The 20,025-nt window shown below is 73.4% G+C and carries 9 protein-coding genes and 1 other RNA gene; 2 read left to right on the top strand and 8 right to left on the bottom strand.

Translation table 11 applies throughout. The features are described 5' to 3' along the window. Positions 1-104 precede the first annotated feature (104 nt). From ARTHRO9V_RS06210 to ARTHRO9V_RS06195, 4 genes are all read right to left on the bottom strand, one after another. Entirely contained in the window at positions 105-1,304 is a 1,200-nt protein-coding gene (locus ARTHRO9V_RS06210) for an Rv2578c family radical SAM protein (RefSeq protein WP_159826167.1), read from the bottom strand. A gap of 78 nt (positions 1,305-1,382) precedes the next feature. Beyond that, entirely contained in the window at positions 1,383-2,864 is a 1,482-nt protein-coding gene (locus ARTHRO9V_RS06205) for a malate:quinone oxidoreductase (RefSeq protein ID WP_159826165.1), read from the bottom strand. Between the two features lie 130 nt (positions 2,865-2,994). Beyond that, positions 2,995-4,047 (bottom strand): aspartate-semialdehyde dehydrogenase, encoded by a 1,053-nt coding sequence (locus ARTHRO9V_RS06200; RefSeq protein ID WP_159826163.1) that lies wholly within the window; start codon positions 4,045-4,047, stop codon positions 2,995-2,997. Positions 4,048-4,180: 133 nt separating this feature from the next. Then, the gene (locus tag ARTHRO9V_RS06195) at positions 4,181-5,446 is read right to left on the bottom strand and encodes an aspartate kinase (protein WP_055971466.1); all 1,266 of its coding nucleotides are present in this window, start codon (positions 5,444-5,446) and stop codon (positions 4,181-4,183) included. 137 nt (positions 5,447-5,583) lie between these two features. Here ARTHRO9V_RS06195 and ARTHRO9V_RS06190 point away from each other — a divergent pair, with 137 nt between their 5' ends. After that, entirely contained in the window at positions 5,584-6,393 is an 810-nt protein-coding gene (locus ARTHRO9V_RS06190; RefSeq protein WP_159826153.1) for a DUF1206 domain-containing protein, read from the top strand. Between the two features lie 41 nt (positions 6,394-6,434). Here the strand turns inward: ARTHRO9V_RS06190 and recR are convergent, their stop codons facing one another. From recR to ffs, 4 genes are all read right to left on the bottom strand, one after another. Then, a complete protein-coding gene (recR, locus tag ARTHRO9V_RS06185) occupies positions 6,435-7,034 on the bottom strand; it encodes a recombination mediator RecR (RefSeq protein WP_043595550.1) in 600 nt (199 codons plus the stop codon). Positions 7,035-7,037: 3 nt separating this feature from the next. Next, entirely contained in the window at positions 7,038-9,599 is a 2,562-nt protein-coding gene (locus ARTHRO9V_RS06180; protein WP_159826151.1) for a DNA polymerase III subunit gamma and tau, read from the bottom strand. Between the two features lie 136 nt (positions 9,600-9,735). Continuing rightward, positions 9,736-18,735, bottom strand: coding sequence for a choice-of-anchor G family protein (locus tag ARTHRO9V_RS06175; protein WP_159826149.1), 9,000 nt, complete (start codon positions 18,733-18,735; stop codon positions 9,736-9,738). A 401-nt stretch (positions 18,736-19,136) separates the two neighbouring features. Then, an RNA gene (ffs, locus tag ARTHRO9V_RS06170) (signal recognition particle sRNA small type) lies at positions 19,137-19,233 on the bottom strand. 54 nt (positions 19,234-19,287) lie between these two features. On the opposite strand from ffs, the gene ARTHRO9V_RS06165 reads away from it, so the two are divergent. Then, on the top strand, positions 19,288-19,968 hold the full coding sequence (locus ARTHRO9V_RS06165) for an SDR family oxidoreductase (protein WP_159826147.1): 681 nt from the start codon (positions 19,288-19,290) through the stop codon (positions 19,966-19,968). Positions 19,969-20,025: the final 57 nt, after the last annotated feature.

The raw sequence follows: 20,025 nt of genomic DNA, 5'->3' as shown, positions 1-20,025 counted from the left end.
GGGGCCAGTGCGGGTGTCGCGCAGGCAGACCCGCTCTTCTTGTGCCCCGTTCTGGTCGAGCGGGGCACAACACCCCGTGCCGATGACCTCTGGCCCTCGGAGGCTCAGAACAGTCGCGGCTGTGATCGGGCCCCGCCCGGCAGTTCGTGGGCGATGAGGGCGCGCGGGACCGCGGAGTCACCGGCACCGGCACCGGCACCGGCACCGACGGCCAGGTCGGGGATGCCCGCCAGGCCGCCCGTCCCGGCGGCCGGGGTCGCGCCGGTGCCGTTGAGGCCCATCAGTCGGAGGGAACGCGCGCTGTCGTCGAGTGCGGCGGAACGCATCGACCCCGTGGCTGGGTCGGCCCGCCCCTTCTCGAGGCCGTACTCGCGCAGCAGGGGCCGTAGCCGGGCGGCCAGCCAGGAGCGGTACCCCGTCGGGGCGTAGGTGCCCTGGGCGTAGAGCGCACGGTACTTGCCCACGAGTTCGGGGTGCTCACGCTCGAGCCAGGCGAACCACCACTCTTTGACCCCGGGCTTGAGGTGCAGGGCGCTGTACATGACGCTCGACGCGCCTGAGTCGCGGACGGCGGCGAGCGCGGCGTGCAGGTGGTCGAGGCCGTCGGTGAGGTACGGCAGCACGGGCATCATGAACACCGAGCAGGACAGCCCCAGCTCTCGGGCCGCGGAGACGGTGGCCAGGCGGGCCGCCGTCGTCGGCGTGCCCGGCTCGACCGACTGCTGCAGGTCGTCGTCGTGGACGGCGATCGACATGGCCAGGTCGACGGGCACGTGCTGCGCCGCCTCGGCGAGCAGGGGCAGGTCGCGCCGCAGCAACGTGCCCTTGGTCAGGATGCTGAAGGGCGTGCCCGAGTCGGCGAGGGCGGCGATGATGCCGGGCATGAGCCGGTACCGGCCCTCGGCGCGTTGGTAGGGATCGGTGTTCGTGCCGAGCGCGACCGGGTGGTGCTGCCAGGTGGGGCGGTGCAGCTCACGCGCGAGCACCTCGGCGACGTTGACCTTGACGACGATCTGCCGGTCGAAGTCGTCGCCGCCGTCGAGGTCGAGGTACTCGTGGGTGGGGCGGGCGAAGCAGTACACGCACGCGTGGCTGCAGCCCCGGTAGGGATTGATCGTCCACCCGAACGGGAGGGCCGAATCGCCACCCGGCACACGGTTGAGGGCACTCTTCGCGACCACCTCGTGGAACGTCACCCCCGCGAACTCGGGCGTCGTGACGGAGGTGATCAGGTTGTTCAATCGCGCCAGACCGGGCAGCGCCGAGGCGTTCTCGGTGTCGACCGCTTGCTCGGACCATCGCATTCCCCCATTCGAACACATGTTCGAACCAGGGTCAACCCGAGGCCCGCAGCACGGGGACGCGAGGCCCGGGGCGAGGCGTCAGGCGTGGATGTGCAACGCCTCGGCGGTCGCCCCGATGGTCGACGCGGCCCGGCGTTCGTCGGACGAGAGGTCGTCGCCGTACGTGGGGATCATGGCGTTGAGCCGGGGCTTCCACGCCGCGATGCGGTCGGGGAAGCACCGCTCGAGCACGCTGAGCATGATCGGCACGGCCGTGGACGCCCCGGGGGACGCACCGAGCAGGCCCGCGATGGTGCCGTCGCCCGCCGTGATGACCTCGGTGCCGAACTGCAGCACCCCGCCCTTCTTGCGGTCCTTCTTGATGACCTGCACCCGCTGACCGGCCGTGATGCGGTACCAGTCCTTCGGGTCGGCGTCGGGCATGAACTCGCGCAGCGCCTCGAACTTGGTCTGCTTGCTCGCCGCCAGTTGCCCCACGAGGTACTTGACGAGCGAGAGGTTGGCGAGCCCGGCCCGGATCATCGGGTAGAGGTTGTGGGCACGGATCGACGCGAAGAGGTCGAACATCGAGCCGTGCTTGAGGAACTTCGGGCTGAAACCGGCGTAGGGCCCGAACATCAGGCTGGCCTGCCCGTCGACGACGCGCGTGTCGAGGTGCGGCACCGACATCGGGGGCGAGCCGACGGCGGCCTTGCCGTAGACCTTGGCCTGGTGCTTGCCGACGATCGCGGGATCGTCGCAACGGAGGAACTCGCCGCTGACCGGGAACCCACCGAAGCCCTTGATCTCGTCGATGCCCGACTTCTGCAGCAGGTGCAGCGCTCCCCCACCGGCACCGACGAAGACGAAGCGCGCGTCGACGGTCGTCGGCGTGCCACCGACCTGCTTGCGGAGGGCCACTCGCCACGTGCCGTCGGCGAGCTTCGTGAGGTTCGTGACGCGGTGGTCGACCTCGAGGATCGCCCCCTCGCCCTGCAGGTAGGTGAGGAGGAGGCGCGTGAGGGACCCGAAGTCGACGTCAGTGCCGGCGGCGATGCGCGTCGCCGCGATCGGCTGCCCCTTCGCCCGTCCCGGGATGAGGACCGGTGCCCACGACTGGATGACGGACGCGTCGGTGCTGAACTCAAGCCCCTGGAACAACGGGTGCTCACGCAGGGCCTCGTGGCGCTTGCGGAGGTACTCGACGTTCTTCTCGCCCCAGACGAAGCTCATGTGCGGGGTCGAGTTGATGAAGGCGTCCGGCTGCGGCAGGGCCCCCTCGGCCACGAGGAACGACCAGAACTGCCGTGACACCTGGAACTGCTCGTTGACCTTGACGGCGCTCGACGTGTCGATGGTGCCGTCGGAGCGCTCGGGCGTGTAGTTGAGCTCGCAGAGGGCGGAGTGGCCCGTGCCCGCGTTGTTCCAGGGGTTGCTCGACTCGAGGGCGACGTCGCCCAGCGCCTCGTAGATCTGGATCGTCCAACTCGGCTCGAGCTGCTTGATCATGGCACCGAGGGTGGCACTCATGATGCCTGCCCCGATGAGGGCTACGTCGACGGGCTTCTTCGCATCGGTCACGACGTCAGTCTAGGCCCGGCCCCCTCGGCGACCCCGGGAGGCCGCCGGAGCACGACACCCCGGTGTCTCGATGTCGAGAGACCGGGGTGCGACGCATCGTCGGCCCCTCGGGCGACCGGCGTCGGCGGGATCAGGCGACGGCGCGCTCGGCGGCGACGAGCTCGGCGATCTGAACGGCGTTGAGCGCCGCACCCTTGCGGAGGTTGTCGTTGCTGATGAAGAACGCGAGCCCACGGTGACCGGGGACGCCCTCGTCGTGCCGGATGCGGCCGACGAAGCTGGGGTCGGCTCCCGCCGCCTCGAGCGGGGTCGGGACGTCGGTGAGGACCACCCCGGGGGCGTCGCGCAGGAGTTCTTCCGCGCGCTCCGCCGTGATGTCCGAGGCGAACTCGGCGTTGATCGAGAGCGAGTGCCCCGTGAAGACCGGCACCCGGACGCACGTGCCGCTGACCAGCAGGTCGGGGCGCTCGAGGATCTTGCGGCTCTCGTTGCGCAGCTTCTTCTCTTCGTCGGTCTCGTTCGTGCCGTCGTCCACGATGCTGCCCGCGAGCGGGATGACGTCGAAGGCGATGGGACGGACGTACGTGACCGGTTCGGGCAGGTCGACCGCGCGACCGTCGTGCACGAGGCCGATGGTGTCGCCCTCGATCGCGGCACGGGTCTGCTGCAGCAGCTCGTCGGCGCCGACGAGTCCACTGCCCGACACCGCCTGGTAGGTGCTGACGATCAGGCGCTGCAGGGTGGCCTCGGTGTCGAGCACCTTCAGCACGGGCATGGCCGCCATGGTCGTGCAGTTGGGGTTGGCGACGATGCCCTTGACCGCCTCGCGGAGGGCGTGGGGGTTGACCTCGCTGACCACCAGGGGCACCTCGGGGTCCATGCGCCAGGCGCTCGAGTTGTCGATGACCAGTGCCCCGGCCGCGGCGAACCGCGGCGCGTGGGCCCGCGAGCCCGTCGCGCCCGCCGAGAAGAGGGCGATGTCGAGACCCGCGGGGTCGGCCGTCTCGACGTCCTCGACCACGATGTCGACACCGCGGAACGGCAGGGTCGTGCCCGCCGACCGGGCGGTGGCGAAGAAGCGGATCTCGGCGATCGGGAAGTCGCGCTCGTCGAGCAGCGTGCGCATGACCTTGCCGACCTGTCCGGTCGCGCCGATCACGCCGACGCGCAGTCCTTCGGCCATGGGTGCCTCCTGGGGTTCGGTGGTGCGGGGTTCGGTGGTGCGGGGTTCGGTGGTGCGGGTCCTGGCCCGGTGGGAGCCGGGTCGGGAGGCGCGGTGCGGTGGCCGCGCGCGCCTCCTCGGGTGGTGGGTCGCGTCAGCGGCCGGTGCCGCCGTGGACGACGGCGTCGACCTCGGCGTCGAGGCCGAAGGCCGTGTGGACGACCCGCAGGGCGTCGTTCAGGGTGTCGGCCCGCGTGACCACCGAGATGCGGATCTCGCTGGTCGAGATCATCTCGATGTTGATGCCGGCCTCGAAGAGGGCCGTGAACAGCCGCGCCGAGACGCCGGCGTTGGTGCGCATGCCCGCGCCGACGAGGGCCAGCTTGCCGATCTGGTCGTCGTACTGCAGGGACTCGAAGCCGATCTCGGCCCGGTCGGACTCGAGGGCCTGGAGCACGACGGCACCCTCGGACTTCGGCAGGGTGAACGAGATGTCGGTGCGGCTGGTCGACGCCGCCGACACGTTCTGCACGATCATGTCGATGTTGGCGCCGGTCTTGGCGACCGTGCGGAAGATCTGGGCGGCCTTGCCCGGGACGTCGGGGACGCCGACGACGGTGATCTTGCCCTCGCTGAGGTCGCCCGCGACCCCGCTGATGATGGGTTCTTCCACGTTCTCTCCCTCTTTCGGGTTGACGACGAGCGTGCCCTCGTTGTTGTTGAACGACGAGCGGACGTGCAGGGTGACCCCGTGACGCCGGGCGTACTCGACGGCACGGATGTAGAGCACCTTCGACCCGGCGGCGGCGAGCTCGAGCATCTCTTCGCTCGTGACGCGGTCGAGCTTGCGGGCCTTGGGCACGACGCGGGGGTCGGCCGTGAAGACGCCGTCGACGTCGGTGTAGATCTCGCACACGTCGGCGTCGAGCGCCGCGGCGAGGGCGACGGCGGTCGTGTCGGAGCCGCCGCGACCGAGGGTCGTGATGTCGCCCGTGGACCGGTTGAACCCCTGGAAGCCGGCGACGATCGCCACGTACCCGGCGTCGAGCGCGTCGCGCACCCGTCCGGGCGTGACGTCGACGATGCGGGCCTTGCCGTGCTGGGCGTCGGTGATCATGCCGGCCTGGCTGCCGGTGTACGAGCGGGCCTCGACGCCCAGGCTGCGGATCGCCATGGCGAGCAGGGCCATGCTGATGCGCTCACCCGCGGTGAGCAGCATGTCGAGCTCGCGGCCGCCGGGCAGCGGGCTGACCTCGTTGGCCAGGTCGAGCAGTTCGTCGGTGGTGTCGCCCATCGCGCTGACGGCCACGACGACGTCGTTGCCGGCCTTCCGCGTCTCGACGATGCGCTTGGCGACGCGCTTGATGCTCTCGGCATCGGCGACGGACGACCCGCCGAATTTCTGCACGATCAAGCTCACGGTGACTCCTGAGAAGGGGGACTGGGCGCGCCGGAGGACGGCTCACGCCTGCGTCCGGCGATTCTATTCGGTGTCGAGAGCGTGTGACGTACGTCGGTCGCGGGGCGTCATCGGCGCCTCTCCCCTACGGTGGACCGATGCCCGACACCACCGACCAGGCCCGCGGCGCCGCCAGCCGCCTCCAGGACAGCCGCGCCCTCACGACCGCCGCCCGCGTCGGCTTCGCCATGAACGGCCTGCTCCACGTCGTGATCGGCGTGATCGCCCTCGGCGTCGCGTTCGGAGGTGGAGGCGAGGCCGACCAGGGCGGTGCCCTCGGGCAGTTCGCGTCCCGCCCGGGCGGCGTCTTCCTCCTCTGGCTGATCGTCGTCGGGCTGTGGGGCCTCGGCCTCTTCCAGTTGCTGGAGGCCGCTCTCGTCCGCGGGACGCACAAGGACGCCTGGGCCGAGCGCGCGAAGGAGGGCGGCAAGGGCGTCGCCTACCTCGCCGTCGGGTTCACGGCCTTCACCTTCGCCCGGGGCTCGTCGTCGGACAGCTCGGGACAGACCCAGACGCTCAGCGCCCGGCTGCTCTCCGCACCCGGGGGCGTCGTGCTGCTCGTCGTCGTCGCGCTCGCCATCGTGGCGATCGGGGCCTACTTCGTCGTGAAGGGCGTGAAGCAGAAGTTCCGCGAGGACCTCACGCTGCCGGGCGGTGCGGCGGGACGGGGCACGGTCGCCCTCGGCGTCACGGGTTACGTGGCCAAGGGGATCGCCCTCGGCGTGGTGGGGGTGCTGTTCGCGGTCGCGGCCGTCACCTCGGACCCGAGCGAGGCCACGGGGCTCGACGGCGCGCTGAAGGCCCTCGCGGCCCTCCCGTTCGGCGTGGTGGTGCTGACGGCCGTCGCCCTGGGGCTCATGGCCTACGGTGCCTACTGCGCCGTCCGGGCACGGCGCGCCCGCCTCTGACGGGCAGGCGTGCGCCGGACGGGTTCAGGAGGCGCGGGTCGTCATTCGGAGACGAGCCGGCGGCCCTCGAAGGCGCGGCCGAGCGTGACCTCGTCGGCGTACTCGAGATCGCCGCCCACGGGCAGCCCCGAGGCCAGTCGCGTCACCCGGAGGCCGAAGGGCGCGAGCATCCGGGAGAGGTACGTCGCGGTCGCCTCGCCCTCGAGGTTGGGGTCGGTGGCGATGATGACCTCTTGCACGGTGTCGTCGGCGAGACGCTGCACCAACTGGCGGATGCGCAGATCGTCGGGACCGATGCCGTCGATGGGACTGATCGCCCCGCCGAGCACGTGGTACAGACCGCGGAACTCGCGGGTGCGCTCGATGGCCTGGACGTCCTTGGCCTCTTCGACGACGCAGATCGTGGCGGGCGAGCGACGCGGGTCACGGCAGATGTTGCACGTCTCTTGTTCGCTCACGTTGCCGCAGATCTCGCAGAAACGCACCTTGGTCTTGACGTCGACGAGCAGCTCGGCGAGGCGTGACGTGTCGAACGACTCGTTCTGCACGATGTGGAACGCGATGCGCTGCGCCGACTTGGGCCCGATGCCGGGGAGGCGACCGAATTCGTCGATCAACTCTTGGACGATGCCTTCGTACACGCGCTACTCGCTTCTCTGAGGCGTGACCCGGGGGGCGATCGTCTCTTCTTCGATGAACTGGGCCCCGAGGATCTCGCGCACGACGGCCTCGCCGTAGCGCGACCCGGTGGGGATGCCCCGGCGCGGGTCGCCGGTCGCCGCACGACGCTCGGCAACCGACGGACCCGCACCGGCGGAGGCGGTCGGTGTGCTGGTGGCCGCTGTGGAGGGCGACGGAGCGGCGGCGGTGCCGGTGCCGGTGCCGGCCGAGGGCGCGTCGACCTCGGGCGGAGGAGGCGCGGCGTCGACCGTCGGGACGCCGCCGGGCGGTTCTTCGGTGATGTGCTCGGGTTCGTCGGGCTCGGGGGGCGGGGTCTGCGGGATGGGGGCGACGTCCCACCCGGTGACGGGGGTCGAGCCGCCGGACCGCGCGGCGGCCTCGGACGCCGGAGCGCCGGATCGCCCGGCGGACGCGGGCGCCGTGGCACCGGACCGCGCGGCGGCCTCGGGCGCCGCAGCCGGCGCGGGGGCCCGGGACGGGCTCGGGGCCGGCGACGCGGAGGCCTCGGGCGTCGACGACGTCGCGGCGGGGGCCGTGGCCCGGCCCGTCTCGGACGGCGCCGACCCCGGAGACGCGGGCCCGGACGGCTGGCGTCCGGCCTCGGGCGCCGGTGTGGTCGACCGGCCGGTCTCTCGCGGCGCACCCGACGTGGCGGGAGGGGCGACGGCGTCGACGGGTGCACCCGTGGGGGTCGGGCCCGCGGGCCCGTCGCCCTCGACGCGGGCGATGTACTTCACCTTGACGCCGAGGACGTCGACGATCGCGCGTCGCAGGTACTCGCTGACGCCCTCGGCCGCGCCCTGCGGCCGCTTGAAGCTCTCGACGTCGTTGGCGCTGGGGAAGGCCAGCGTCAGCACGTCGTCGACGAAGTCGACGACGGTGGCCGTGACGACGACCATCCAGGCCGTGCGCCGCGCCTTCTGGACGACCTCGACGATCTCGGGCCAGCTGTCACGCAACTGCTGGAGCGTGACGGGAGCCGCGCCGCTCCCGGACGCCTGGCCGGTGTCGGGGGTCTGTGCCCACGCGGCCGAGTGCGGTGCGGACGGAGGCGCGGGTTCGGTCGGCGTCGCGGAGTCGGCCTGGTCGGCCCGGGTGGCAGAGGTCGACGGAGCGGCCGTCGCCCAGGACGCCGTCGCACTCTCGACGGCCGACGGGCCACCGGCCGCCTCGGTCGACGGCGTGGCCTCGACGGGCGAGGCGGACGGGGCCGACGCGGACGGGGCCGACGCGGACGGGGCCGACGCGGCGACGGGAGGCGTCGATCGACCCGCCGTCCGGACCTCGGCCGGCCGGGCAGCCGCCTGCGTCGACGGGGCAGCAGACGGACCGGGCACGGCGGACGGACCGGAGCCGGAGCCCTCGACCCCGACGCGTCGTTCGAGGCGCTCGACCCGGGCGAGGGCGCCCCGGCCGGTCTGGTCGCTCTCGGGGACGAGGACGCGCGCGATCATCAGTTCGAGGTGCAGCCGCGGCGAGGTGGCCCCGGTCATGTCGGTGAGAGCGCGGTTCACGACGTCGGCCGAGCGCGACAGCTCCGCGGCGCCGAAGGCGTGCGACTGGTGCACGAGACGGTCGAGCTCGTCAGCCGTGACGCCCCGCAACACGGCCGAGGCACCCTCGACGGTCGCTCCGACGACGATGAGGTCGCGCAGGCGTTCGAGCAGGTCTTCGACGAACCGCCGAGGGTCTTGCCCGGTCTGGACGACGCGGTCGACCGCAGCGAACGCCGCGGCGCCGTCACGGGCGCCCAGCGCCTCGACGACGTCGTCGAGCAGCGATGCATGGGTGTACCCGAGCAGCGCGACGGCGCGCTCGTACTGGATGGCGCCGTCCTCACTGCCGGCCATCAGCTGGTCGAGGAGCGAAAGGGTGTCGCGCACCGACCCGCCGCCGGCACGGACCACGAGCGGGAGCACGCCCGGGGCGGCCTCGACCGACTCGCTCTCGCAGAGTTCGTGGACGTACTCGAGCATCTGGGCCGGGGGCACGAGGCGGAACGGATAGTGGTGGGTGCGCGACCGGATGGTGCCGATCACCTTGTCGGGCTCGGTGGTCGCGAAGATGAACTTGACGTGCTCGGGCGGTTCTTCGACGACCTTCAGCAGGGCGTTGAAGCCCTGCGGGGTGACCATGTGGGCCTCGTCGAGGATGAAGATCTTGAAGCGGTCGCGAGCCGGGGCGAACACGGCCCGGTCACGGATGTCGCGGGCGTCGTCGACGCCGTTGTGGCTGGCCGCGTCGATCTCGATGACGTCGAGCGAGCCGCCGCCGTCGCGTGAGAGCTCGACGCACGACGCACAGACGCCGCACGGGGTGTCGGTCGGGCCCTGGGCACAGTTGAGGCAGCGGGCCAGGATGCGCGCGGACGTCGTCTTGCCGCAACCGCGCGGCCCGCTGAAGAGGTAGGCGTGGTTGACGCGGTTGGTGCGGAGTGCCGTGCGGAGCGGATCGGTCACCTGCGTCTGCCCGATGAGCTCGGCGAAGTTCTCTGGCCGGTAACGGCGATACAGGGCGGTGACCACAGAGCAAGAGTAGTCGGGGCTACCGACAACGGTCGACGGCGGGAGTCGCCGTCGAGGGCCCCTCGCGGCGCCCCGGGCGCACGAGAGGGCCCGTCGTGTCGACGGGCCCTCGGGTGCGGCTCCCGGCCGGGGTGGACTACTCGGCGGACCCCCTCGCGCGACGGCGGACCCTGGTCGCCGACACGAGGCCGAGGCCGATCAGCAAGGCGAAGGCCGCGAGCGAGAACCAGCCGAGGGCGTCCGACCCCGTGTACGCCAGGCCCGAGACGGAGCCGGTCGGGACCGCTCCCTCACCGGTGCCGGTGCCGTTACCGGTGCCGGTGCCGGTGCCGGTGCCGCCACCCGATCCGGGCAGACCCGGGAAGCCGGGGGTGCCAGGGGTACCCGGGGTCCCGGGCGTCCCGGGAGTTCCCGGGTCGCCCGGTGTGCCCGGGGTCCCGCTGGCCGCCGCGACGGTGAACCCGGTGGTGACCGGGGCCGACGTGGCGCCCGCGATCGTCTCGGTCGCGGCGACCACGTGGGGTCCGACGGCGACGCCCGCGAGGACGACCGTCCAGCTCCCCGTCCCGGGGTCGGCCTGGACGACCTGCGCGGTGCCGTCGTCGAGCTGCACCGTCACCGTGGCACCGGGTTCCGCCGTCCCGACGACCGTCACGGGCGTCGTGCCGCCGGTTCCGGCCTGCAGGACCGAGCCGGCCACCGGGCTGGTGATCACCACGGGGTCGACCGAGGCGATCAGGAGGTCCTGGCTCACCGTGGTCGTGCCCGCGTCCGCGGTCTGCGTCGCCGTGACGACGTAGGCGCCGACCGCGACGTCCGTGAAGTCGACCGCCCAGGTGCCGTCGGCCCCGACCGTCGCCGACTGCGTCGGTCCGCCGCCGAGATCCACCGTGACGAGCGCGCCGGGTGTGCCGGTGCCCGTCACCGCGACGTCCTCGAGGCCGTTCCCGTCGACGTCGGCGATCAACGCGCCGGGTGCCGGCGAGGTGATGACGACGGCGTCGGTGCTAGCGGCCGCCGTGACCGTGAACACGACGGTCTCGGGGGCCGACACCGCGCCTCCCACGGTCTGGGTCACGGACAGGGTGTGCTGCCCCTGTTCGACCCCCACCAGGGTGGTGGACCAGGCGCCGTCGGCGTCCACGTCGACCACGACCGGGAGGCCGCCGTCGATGCTGACGGCCACCGAGGCGTTCGGCTGGGCCGAACCGCCGACCAGGACGTCCGCCGTCCCCGCCGTGCCCGCCGGCAGGATCGAGCCCTGTTCGGGCGAGGTGACCACGAGCGGCGCGACCTCGGCCGCGGGGGCGAGGGTGACGTCGACCGACGCGCTGCCGGTGACGACGCCGCCGACCGTCTGTTCGACGATCACGGTGCGGGTGCCGACCGGGACCGCTGGCAGGGTCACCGACCAGGTGCCCCCGTCGGTGACGGTGGCCGTCTGCGTGATGCCGCCGACGGAGACGGTGACGGTCGCTCCGGGCTCGCCCGTTCCGGTGACCGGCAGGTCGACGAAGCCGTCACCGTCGGTGTCGACGACGAGCTGTCCGTCGGCCGGCGAGGTGATGGTGGGCGCGGCGGCGGGGTCGGCCGGGACGGGCACGACGACCACCGAGACCTCGACGGGAGCGCTCGTGGCGCCTCCGATGGTCTGCACGGCCGAGACCGTGTGCGTCCCGGTGCCGAGCACGACCGGCACCTGCCACGAGCCCGAGGCGTCGACCGTCGTGGTGACGGGGTCTCCCCCGTCGACCGTGACGGCGACGGGTGCGCCCGGCTGCCCCTGGCCACGGACGACGACCGGCGCGGTGCCGGCGTCGCCCGCCTGGTACTGCTGGCCGTCGGTCGGTGCCGTGATCGTGAGCGTCGCGGCGGCCTCGACCACGACCGTGGTCGTGACCGGAGCCGACTCGACCCCGCCGACGGTCTGCGTCGCGGACACCACGTGCTCGCCCACGCCGACCCCCGCGAAGGTGGTCGACCAGTCGCCGTCGTCGTCCACGTCGACCGTGACGGCCGTGCCGTCGTCGAGCGTCACCGCGACGGTCGCGCCGGCCTGGGCCGAACCGGACACCGGCAGGTCCACCGTCGAGGCGGCGGACGGCACGAGGAGGCGCGTGCCCGTCGCCGGGTCGGTGATCCGGATCGGGTCTGCCGCGACCACCGCGAACGGCTGGGTCACGGGGACCGTCGTGACGGTGCCGTACTGCTGCACCACCGAGATCGGTCCGGCACCCACCGGCACCGCGTCGAAGGTCGTGGTCCACGCCCCCGTCGTCGGGTCGGCCGTGACGGCCTGGGTCAGGTCGCCACCGAGCGAGACCGTGACGGTCGCGCCGGGCTGGCCGGTGCCCGACACCGTGACCGGCGTCGTCCGGCCGTCGAGGACGACGACCGTGGCACCCGGGGCGGGCTCGGTGATGGTGACCGGGGTGCCGACCACCACGTCGAGCTGCTGGGTGGCGGGAGTCGTCGAACCGGCCGGCACCGTCTGCGTCACGACGACCGGGTACGAGCCGACGGGCACGTCGCCCACCGTGACGGTCCAGGTGCCCTCGGGGGTCACCGTCGTCGTCTCGGAGAGGTCGTCGCCCACCGCGACCACGACCGTGGCGCCGGGCTGACCCGTGCCGGTGACCGTGACGTCGGTGGTGTCGTCGGCGTCACGGACGACGATCGACGACCCGGCGGGCGGCGAGGTGATCGTCACCGGGGCGGCCACGACGACCGACACGTCCCGCGTGATCGGGGTCGACACGGCGCCGTCGACGGTCTGGGTGACCGAGGCGGTGCGGTCGCCGACCGGGACGCCGTCGACCGTGACGCTCCAGGCGCCGGTCGTCGGGTCGGCCACGACGGTCCCGACCAGGCCGTCACCGAGGTCGACCGTGACGGTCGCTCCGGGCTGGGCCGTGCCGGACGCGACCACCGGGGCGGTGTCGCCCGCGGCGAGCACGACGACCGTCGTGCCGTCGGTGGGCCGGTCGACGACGAGACCCGCTGCCGCCGCGACCGTGAACGGTTGCGTCGCCGCGGCCGAGGTCGCGCCTCGGATCGTCTGCGTGGCGGTCAGGGTGTAGTCGCCGACGGGGACTCCGTCGACGGTCGTCTGCCAGTCACCCTCGGGCCCGACGGTGGCGCCGGCCGTGAGGCCCGTGCCGAGCGAGACGGCGATGGTGGCGCCGGGCTCACCGGTGCCCGAGACGACGACCGACGTGGTGCCGGGCGGGTCGAGCAAGGAGACCGTCGCACCGGGGGCGGGTGTGACGATCGCGGGCGCGGCGGGGGCCACGACGATCGACACGTCTCGCGTGACCGGGGTCGACGTCGAGCCGTCGACGGTCTGCGTGACCGCGATGGTGCGGTCGCCGACCGGGACGCCCGGCACGGCGACGCTCCACGCGCCGGTCGTGCCGTCGGCCGTGACCGTGCCGGTCAGGTCGTCGCCGAGGTCGACGGCGATCGAGGCGCCCGGCTCGGCCGTGCCCGACACGACCAGGTCGGTCGTCGCGTCCGGCGTCGCCACCGCCACGACGGTCCCGACGGCCGGGGCCTCGATGACGACCGCGGCGGCGGAGACCACCGAGAGGGGTTGGGTGACGGCGGGCGACACCGAGGTGCCGAGCGCCTGGGTGGCGGAGAGCGTGCGCTCGCCGACCGTGACGCCGGCCACGACGACGCTCCAGGCGCCGGTGGTCGGGTCGGCGATCGTCGAGGCCACGAGGTCGTCGCCGAGGTCGACGCGGACGGTCGCCCCGGGTGCGGCCGTGCCGCTGACCGTGACGGCCGTCGAGGCGGTCGCGTCGGCGACGGTCACGACGTCACCGGGCTCGGGCTGCAGGACCTCCAATCCCGGTCCGACCACGATCCGGAACCCGGCCGCGACGGGGGTCGAGGTCGTGCCGGCCACGGTCTGCGACGCCGTCACCTGATAGACGGCGGTCGGCAGGTCGGCGAAGAGGACGGACCAGTCGCCGGACGTCGGGTCGGCGGTCGTGGTGACGGCCGCTCCCCCGTTCAGTCGGACCGAGACCGGGGCGCCCGGGGACGCCGTGCCCGAGACGGGGACGTCCACGGTGCCGGCCGGGTCGAGCACCGTGAACACGGTGTCGTCCGGGGCGACGATGACGACCGGGGCGGCTGCGCGGATCTCGAACGAGCTCTCCTGCGCCGGCGAGGTGGTGCCGCCGATGCTCTGCGTCACCGTCAGCTCGGCCACGCCCACGGGCACGCCCGGGACGTCCACGGACCACCGGCCCGTGGCCGCGTCGGCCGTCGTCGTGGCGGCGAGGTCGGCGCCCGTCGCGGGATCGAGGACCACGTCGACCGTGGCTCCCGCCGCGGCGGTGCCGGAGACGGTCACCGTGGTCACGACCTCGGGCCCGGCCACGTCGACGACGGAACCGTCGGCGGGGGTCAGGACGACGAGGGGGTCGCCGGCGAGGATGCGGACCACCCGGGTCTCGGGAGCCGAGACCGAGGTGCCCACCGTCTGGGTGGCGGTGACGGTCCGCGTGCCCACGGGCACCCCGGCGAAGGACACCGTCCAGGCACCCGTCGTGGTGCCGGCCGTGACCGTGTCGGTGAAGCCGTCGCCGAGGTCGACGCGGACGACCGCGCCCGGCTCGGCCTGACCCGACACGACGAGCGTCGTGGTCGAGGACGGGTCGGCGAGGACGATCGGGACGCCGTCGGCCGGGGCGACGATAGTCAGCGGGGCGGCCGGGTCGATCGTCACGACGCGCGTGTCGGCCTGCTGGACGGTGTCCCGCACCGCCTGTGAGGCCCCGAGGACGCGCTCTCCGACGCCGACGCCGACGAGCGTGACCGCCCAGGCCCCGGTGACGGGGTCGGCGAGGGTGCTGCCGACCTCGGCGCCGTCGAGGGTCACGGTGATCCGTGCGCCCGGCTGGGCGGTGCCGGCGACCGGGACGTCCTGCGTGGCCGCGGGCGAGGCGACGACGTAGCGGATGTCGGCGGCGGGCGTCGTGATGACCACGTCGGCCCCGGAGACGATCTCGAAGGCCCGGGTGACGGGCTCGGTGGTCGTCGTGCCACCGACCGTCTGGGTCGCTGAGGCGACCTGGTCACCCACGGGGACGCCCGGGACCGTGACGGACCAGAGCCCGTCGGGCCCGGCGGTCGTCGAGACGACCACGCCGGCCAGGGTGACCTCGACGGACGCACCGGGGTAGGCCGTCCCGGTCACGACGACGGCGGTGGTGCTGTCGGCGCCGGCGACCGTGACGACGTCGCCGTCACCGGGTGCGGTGATGGAGAGGTCGGCCTCGGCCGAGACCACCGAGAAGTCCGTCGGCTCGGCCTCGAGGAGGTCGGGGCCCTGCTGCTGGCTCGCGCCCACGACGTGGTCGCCGACGGCGACCCCGGTCAGGACGAGGGACCAGGCACCCTGCGCGTCGGTGGCGACCGGGGCCTGGTCGACGCCGTCCACCGTGACGGTGACGGGCAGACCGGCCACGCCGGTGCCCGCGATGGTGACCGGTGCGGTCCCCTGGTCGTCGGCGACGACCAGACGGGTGCCGGGGACGGGCGCCGTGATGACGACGTCGCCGCCGACGCCGACCAGGACGTCCCGCGTGTCGGCGTCCGAGGTGGAGCCGTTGATGCTCTGGGTCACCGAGACCGTGTGCGGACCGACCGGGACGCCGTCGACCGTGACGGACCACTGGCCCGAGACCGGGACGACCACCTGGCCGACGAGGCCCTCGCCGAGGTCGACCTCGACGGTCGCCCCGACCTGGCCCGTGCCCGAGACGACGACGGGCGTCGTGTCCTGCGGTCCCGGGACGAAGTACTCGGCGCCGTCGAGCGGTGCCGTGACGGCCAGGGGCGTGCCCTGCGCGATCGTCAGCGGCTGGGTGACCGGCGCGGACGTGGTCCCGCCGAGGGTCTGCGTCGCACCGAGCGTGCGGACACCGGCGGGGACGTCGGGGATGACGGCGGTCCAGGCGCCCGTGGCGGGGTCGACCGTGGCCGGCACCTCGAAGCCGGCGCCGAGGCCGACCGTGACGGTCGCCCCCGGGTCGGCCGTGCCGGTGACGGTCACGTCGGCCGTGGTGCCGCCGACGATCGGGATCGTGGCCCCGGGGGCCGGCGTCGAGATGGCGACCGGGGTCCCGGCGACGATCGTCACGACGCGCGTCTGCGCAGGCGACACGGTGCCGCCGACGGTCTGCGTCGCCGAGATCGTGCGCTGACCGACGGGCACGCCGGCGACGTCCACCGACCAGGCGCCGGTCGTGGCGTCCGCCGTGACCCGGCCGGTCAGGCCGTCACCGAGGTCGACGCGGACGTCGGCGCCGACCTGGGCGGTGCCCGAGACGGTCAGCGTGGACGAGGAGGCGCTGTCGGCGACGCGCACCGTGGTGCCCTCCGCCGGGGCGAGGATGTCGAGCGGCGCACCGGCGGCGACCGTCAGCGGCTGCGTGACCGGCACCGAGACGACGCCCGCGACCGTCTGCGTGACGCTGATCGTCCGGGGCCCGACGGGCACGGACGACACGGTGGCCGACCAGGCGCCCGTGGCGTCGGCCGTGGTCGTGGCCACGTAGCCGTCGCCCAGGTCCACGCGGACGGGGGCGTTCGGCTCGGCGGCTCCCGTCACCGTGACCGGGGTGGTCGAGGTGGCGTCGGCGACCGTGAGGGTCGCACCGGGCGCCGGCGTCGAGATCGTCACGCCGGTCGCGGCCACGAGGGTGAAGTCGGTGGTCTGCGGGGCGGACACCGCGCCTCCCACCGTCTGCGTCGCGGTGGCCGTGTAGGTGGCGACCGGCAGGGCCGGGAAGGTCACGGACCAGGTGCCGTTGGGGGCGACCGTCGTGGTGAGGTCGCGGCCGCCGCCGAGGGTGACGGCGACCGGGGCCCCGGCCTGTCCGGCACCCGAGACGGTGACGTCACGGGTGGAGTCGGCTCCGGGCAGACGGTACTGCGTGCCGGAGGTCGGGCTCGTGATGGTCAGGCCCGTGCCGGCGACGACGCTGAAGGCGCGCGTCACGGCGGCGGAGACGTCTCCACCGAGGGCTTGGGTCACCGACGCGGTGTAGCCGCCGACGGGCACGCCCGGGACGGTCGTCGACCAGGTGCCGTCCGCGGCGACGAGGGCCGTGGCCGTGCGGCCGCCGCCCAGGTCGACGGCGACGGTGGCCGTGGGGGTCGCGGTGCCCGAGACGATCACGGGGGTCGTGGAGTCGGCGTCGAGGACCGTGAAGACGCGTCCGGCGGTGGGCGTGGTGACGACGAGCGGCTGCTGCGCGACGACGGTGAAGTCCCGCGTGACGGGGCCGGTGGTCGCGGTGCCGAGGGCCTGGGTCACGGAGGCGCTGTAGGCCCCTGCGGGCACGTTCGCGACGGTCACGCTCCAGCTGCCGTCCGCGGCGACCGTGCCGGTGCCCGTGAGACCGGCACCGAGGTCAACCGTGACGGTGGCGCCGGGCTCGCCGGCACCGGTCAGCACGACGTTGCGCGTGGCGCCCGGGGAGGCCGGGACGACGAACACCTGCCCGGCGGTGGGCGTGGCGATGCTGAGGGGGGCGAGGGCCGCGGCGCGGACGGTGGAGGTCGCGAGGTCGACCCGGGACGCGTTCACCAGCGGGAGTACCGAGAGGCTGACCGCGTGGACGGAGCTCGAGCCGGCGTCGGTGCCTCGGCCGTCACGGAAGCCCGCGCCGTCCTGGGCGTTGATGGTGACGCGGACGAGCTGGTTGAGCAGCGTCGTGAGAGGCGCGAGGGTCGTGACGACCGCGGCGGTCGTGGTGCGCAGGCTGGTCGTCGTGGCGGCGAGCGCCGTGCCGTCCACCAGGGGCGAGTAGAGGCCGCCCACGCTGCCGAGCAGCGTGCCGACGACGGGGAGGAGGGCCCCCCGGAGGACCGTGGCGCCGAGAGCACCGACGAGACCCGACCCGGTGACGGTCGTGGCGGCCGGCTGGACGGTACCGTCGAGCAGCGCGCCGAGGGTGGTCACGGTGCGGGTGCTCAACGTCTCGTTCACGCCGACGACGGCCAACTGGATGCGCAGTGCGACGGCGAGGTCGACGGTCACCTGGGTCGCGCGGATCGCGTCGTCCACGGCGGCCACGAGGTTGGTGGGCAGCTGGTTCTGCAGGATGTCGGTGATGCCGGCGGTGATCGCGGTGATGGTCGCGGGACGCAAGAGGTCGGTGTTCGCGGGCAGACCGTTCAGGGCGTCGAGGTCGATGACCACCTGGCCCGTGCTGGGGATGATGGTCACGGGCCCGCTGGTCAGGGGACGGGCGAGTTCCGCCGAGATCGTCGAGTCGAGGTCGACGGTCGCCTGCACGTTCACCGTTGGCTGGCCGAGCGTGACGGCGCCACCGAGGGGCAGGCCGTTCACGGCCGTGGTGAGCGGGCCGGTGATCGAGTTCGCGAGGCCGCTGACGGCGGTGCTGCCGGCGACCCCGTTGACCGCGGTCCCCAGGCCGCCGACCGTGGAGCGGAGGGACGAGGTCACGCCCTGGACGGCGGGGCTGGTCAGGGTGAACTCCGCACCGGCGACCTGGTAGGCCGTCGTGGGCGTGGTGGCGGTGGCGCCCCGCTGCTGGGTGATCTGCGACGAGAGCGCGCCGAGCTGCAGGGTCACGTCGCTGAGGACGCCCTGCGTGGCCGGCACCTGCGCGAGCAGCGGCTGGAGGCGGAGGGTGGTCTGCTGGGCAGGGCTGCCGTCGCCGACGGCGATCGAGCCGTCCTGGGCGATGAGACCGGCCGAGGCGGTGGCGCCGGTCGCGGTGGCGTTCGCGTACTGACCGTCGACGCCGAGGGTGAGCAGCCCGTTGCCCCCGAGGAGGCGGATGCCGTTGCCCAGACCGACCGTGAGCGCGTTGACGGCGGTGAGGTTCAGCGGGTTGCGCGACGTCGGCGGGTTCTGCGTGGTGCCGAAGGCCGAGTAGGCACCGCCGAGTGCGGCGACCTGGTCGAGCGCGACGATGCCCGTTCCGCCGACGAGCGACGCCTCGGCCTCGCTGCGGTCGGTCGTGGCCGCCTGCGCGGGGACGACGACGACGAGCGCGCCGACGACCGCCGCGACGACGGCGGCCGCCGTCGCCTTCAGTGCGCGGGACGCGTGGGAGCGCCGGGGACGCTCGATCGTCTGGCTTCGCATGGGTGTGCCTCTTCCTGACGGGACGAGCCCGCCGCCTGATCCGAAGAACTCCCGCTGGTGAGGCGGGAGGTGCTGCTGTTCTGTTGTGTCGTTGCCGCGTCGCCGCCCGGGGACGACGGCGAGGCGAACGGGACTACCGCGCGGTGCGCGGGCTCGTTCGCCTGGTGCGGGTGCTGCTGACGTGCCGTGGTGAGGGGCTCATCGGTCCTGATCCTGATCGTGTGGTGCGGGTGCGACGGCGCCGTCGCGCGTGGTCGCACCGTGGTGAGGGGTGCGGCCGGAGCGGTGGTTGATCGCTCCCGACGAGCTGGTTCGGTCTCGTCGTGATGCCGAGCTTAGGGGGCATCGCGCGGATCGCGCACCCCACGAAGGGGGGCCACGGGGCCTTCGGCCCCCAAAAGAGAAATGACCCCTCACGCACCCGTCAGAGCCCGGTTACCCTTGCTGCATTTCTGCCCTGGGGGAATTGGCCTGGATGACGCCACGTGAGGAGCCTCGACGAGTTTAGCGGCAACTGAGTGGTCGCCGCGACCCGGGGTGTTGCCTGGGGGCATGAGAATCGTCATCGCCGGAGGACACGGCAAGATCGCCCAGCTCCTCGAACGCCGACTCGCCGACGCCGGGCACGACCCCGTCGGCATCGTCCGCAACCCCGACCACACCGCCGACCTCGAGGCCGCGGGGGCCCGTGCCCTCGTCCTCGACCTCGAACGGACCGACGTCGACACGCTCGCCGGCCACCTCGACGGGGCCGACGCCGTCGTGTTCGCCGCGGGCGGCGGCGGCGGCAGCGGCGCCGAGCGCAAGCTGACCATCGACCGCGACGGGGCCGTCCTCCTGGCCGACGCCGCCGAGAAGGCGGGCGTCACGCGCTACGTCATGGTCTCGGCCATCGGTACGGACGACTTCGACCCGGCGCGCGCCGAGCTGCCCGCCGCGAACGACGACGACGTGTACCAGGTGTACATGCGTGCGAAGAGCGAGGCCGACGCCGACCTCCGCCGTCGCGAGGGCCTGGACTGGACGATCGTCCGTCCCGGTGGCCTGACCGACGACGCCGGCACCGGCCAGGTCACGGTCGGCACGACCGTCGAGCGCGGCAGCATCCCCCGCGCGGACGTGGCCGAGATCATCGCCACCGCGCTGATCGAGGGCACCGCCGTCAAGACGCAGTTCGAGGCCGTCTCGGGCGACGTCACCGTCTCGGACGCGCTGGCGACCATCAAGTACTGACCCGCGCCTCCTGGTCGTCCCCCGACCACGGAGTGACGGACGAGAGCCCCGGAGGCG

The sequence above is a fragment of the Frigoribacterium sp. 9N genome, from assembly GCF_902506305.1.
In the GTDB taxonomy this organism is placed as follows: domain Bacteria; phylum Actinomycetota; class Actinomycetes; order Actinomycetales; family Microbacteriaceae; genus Frigoribacterium.
Note: the sequence above shows the minus strand (reverse complement) of the source record. Positions and strands in the feature narration are given on the sequence as shown.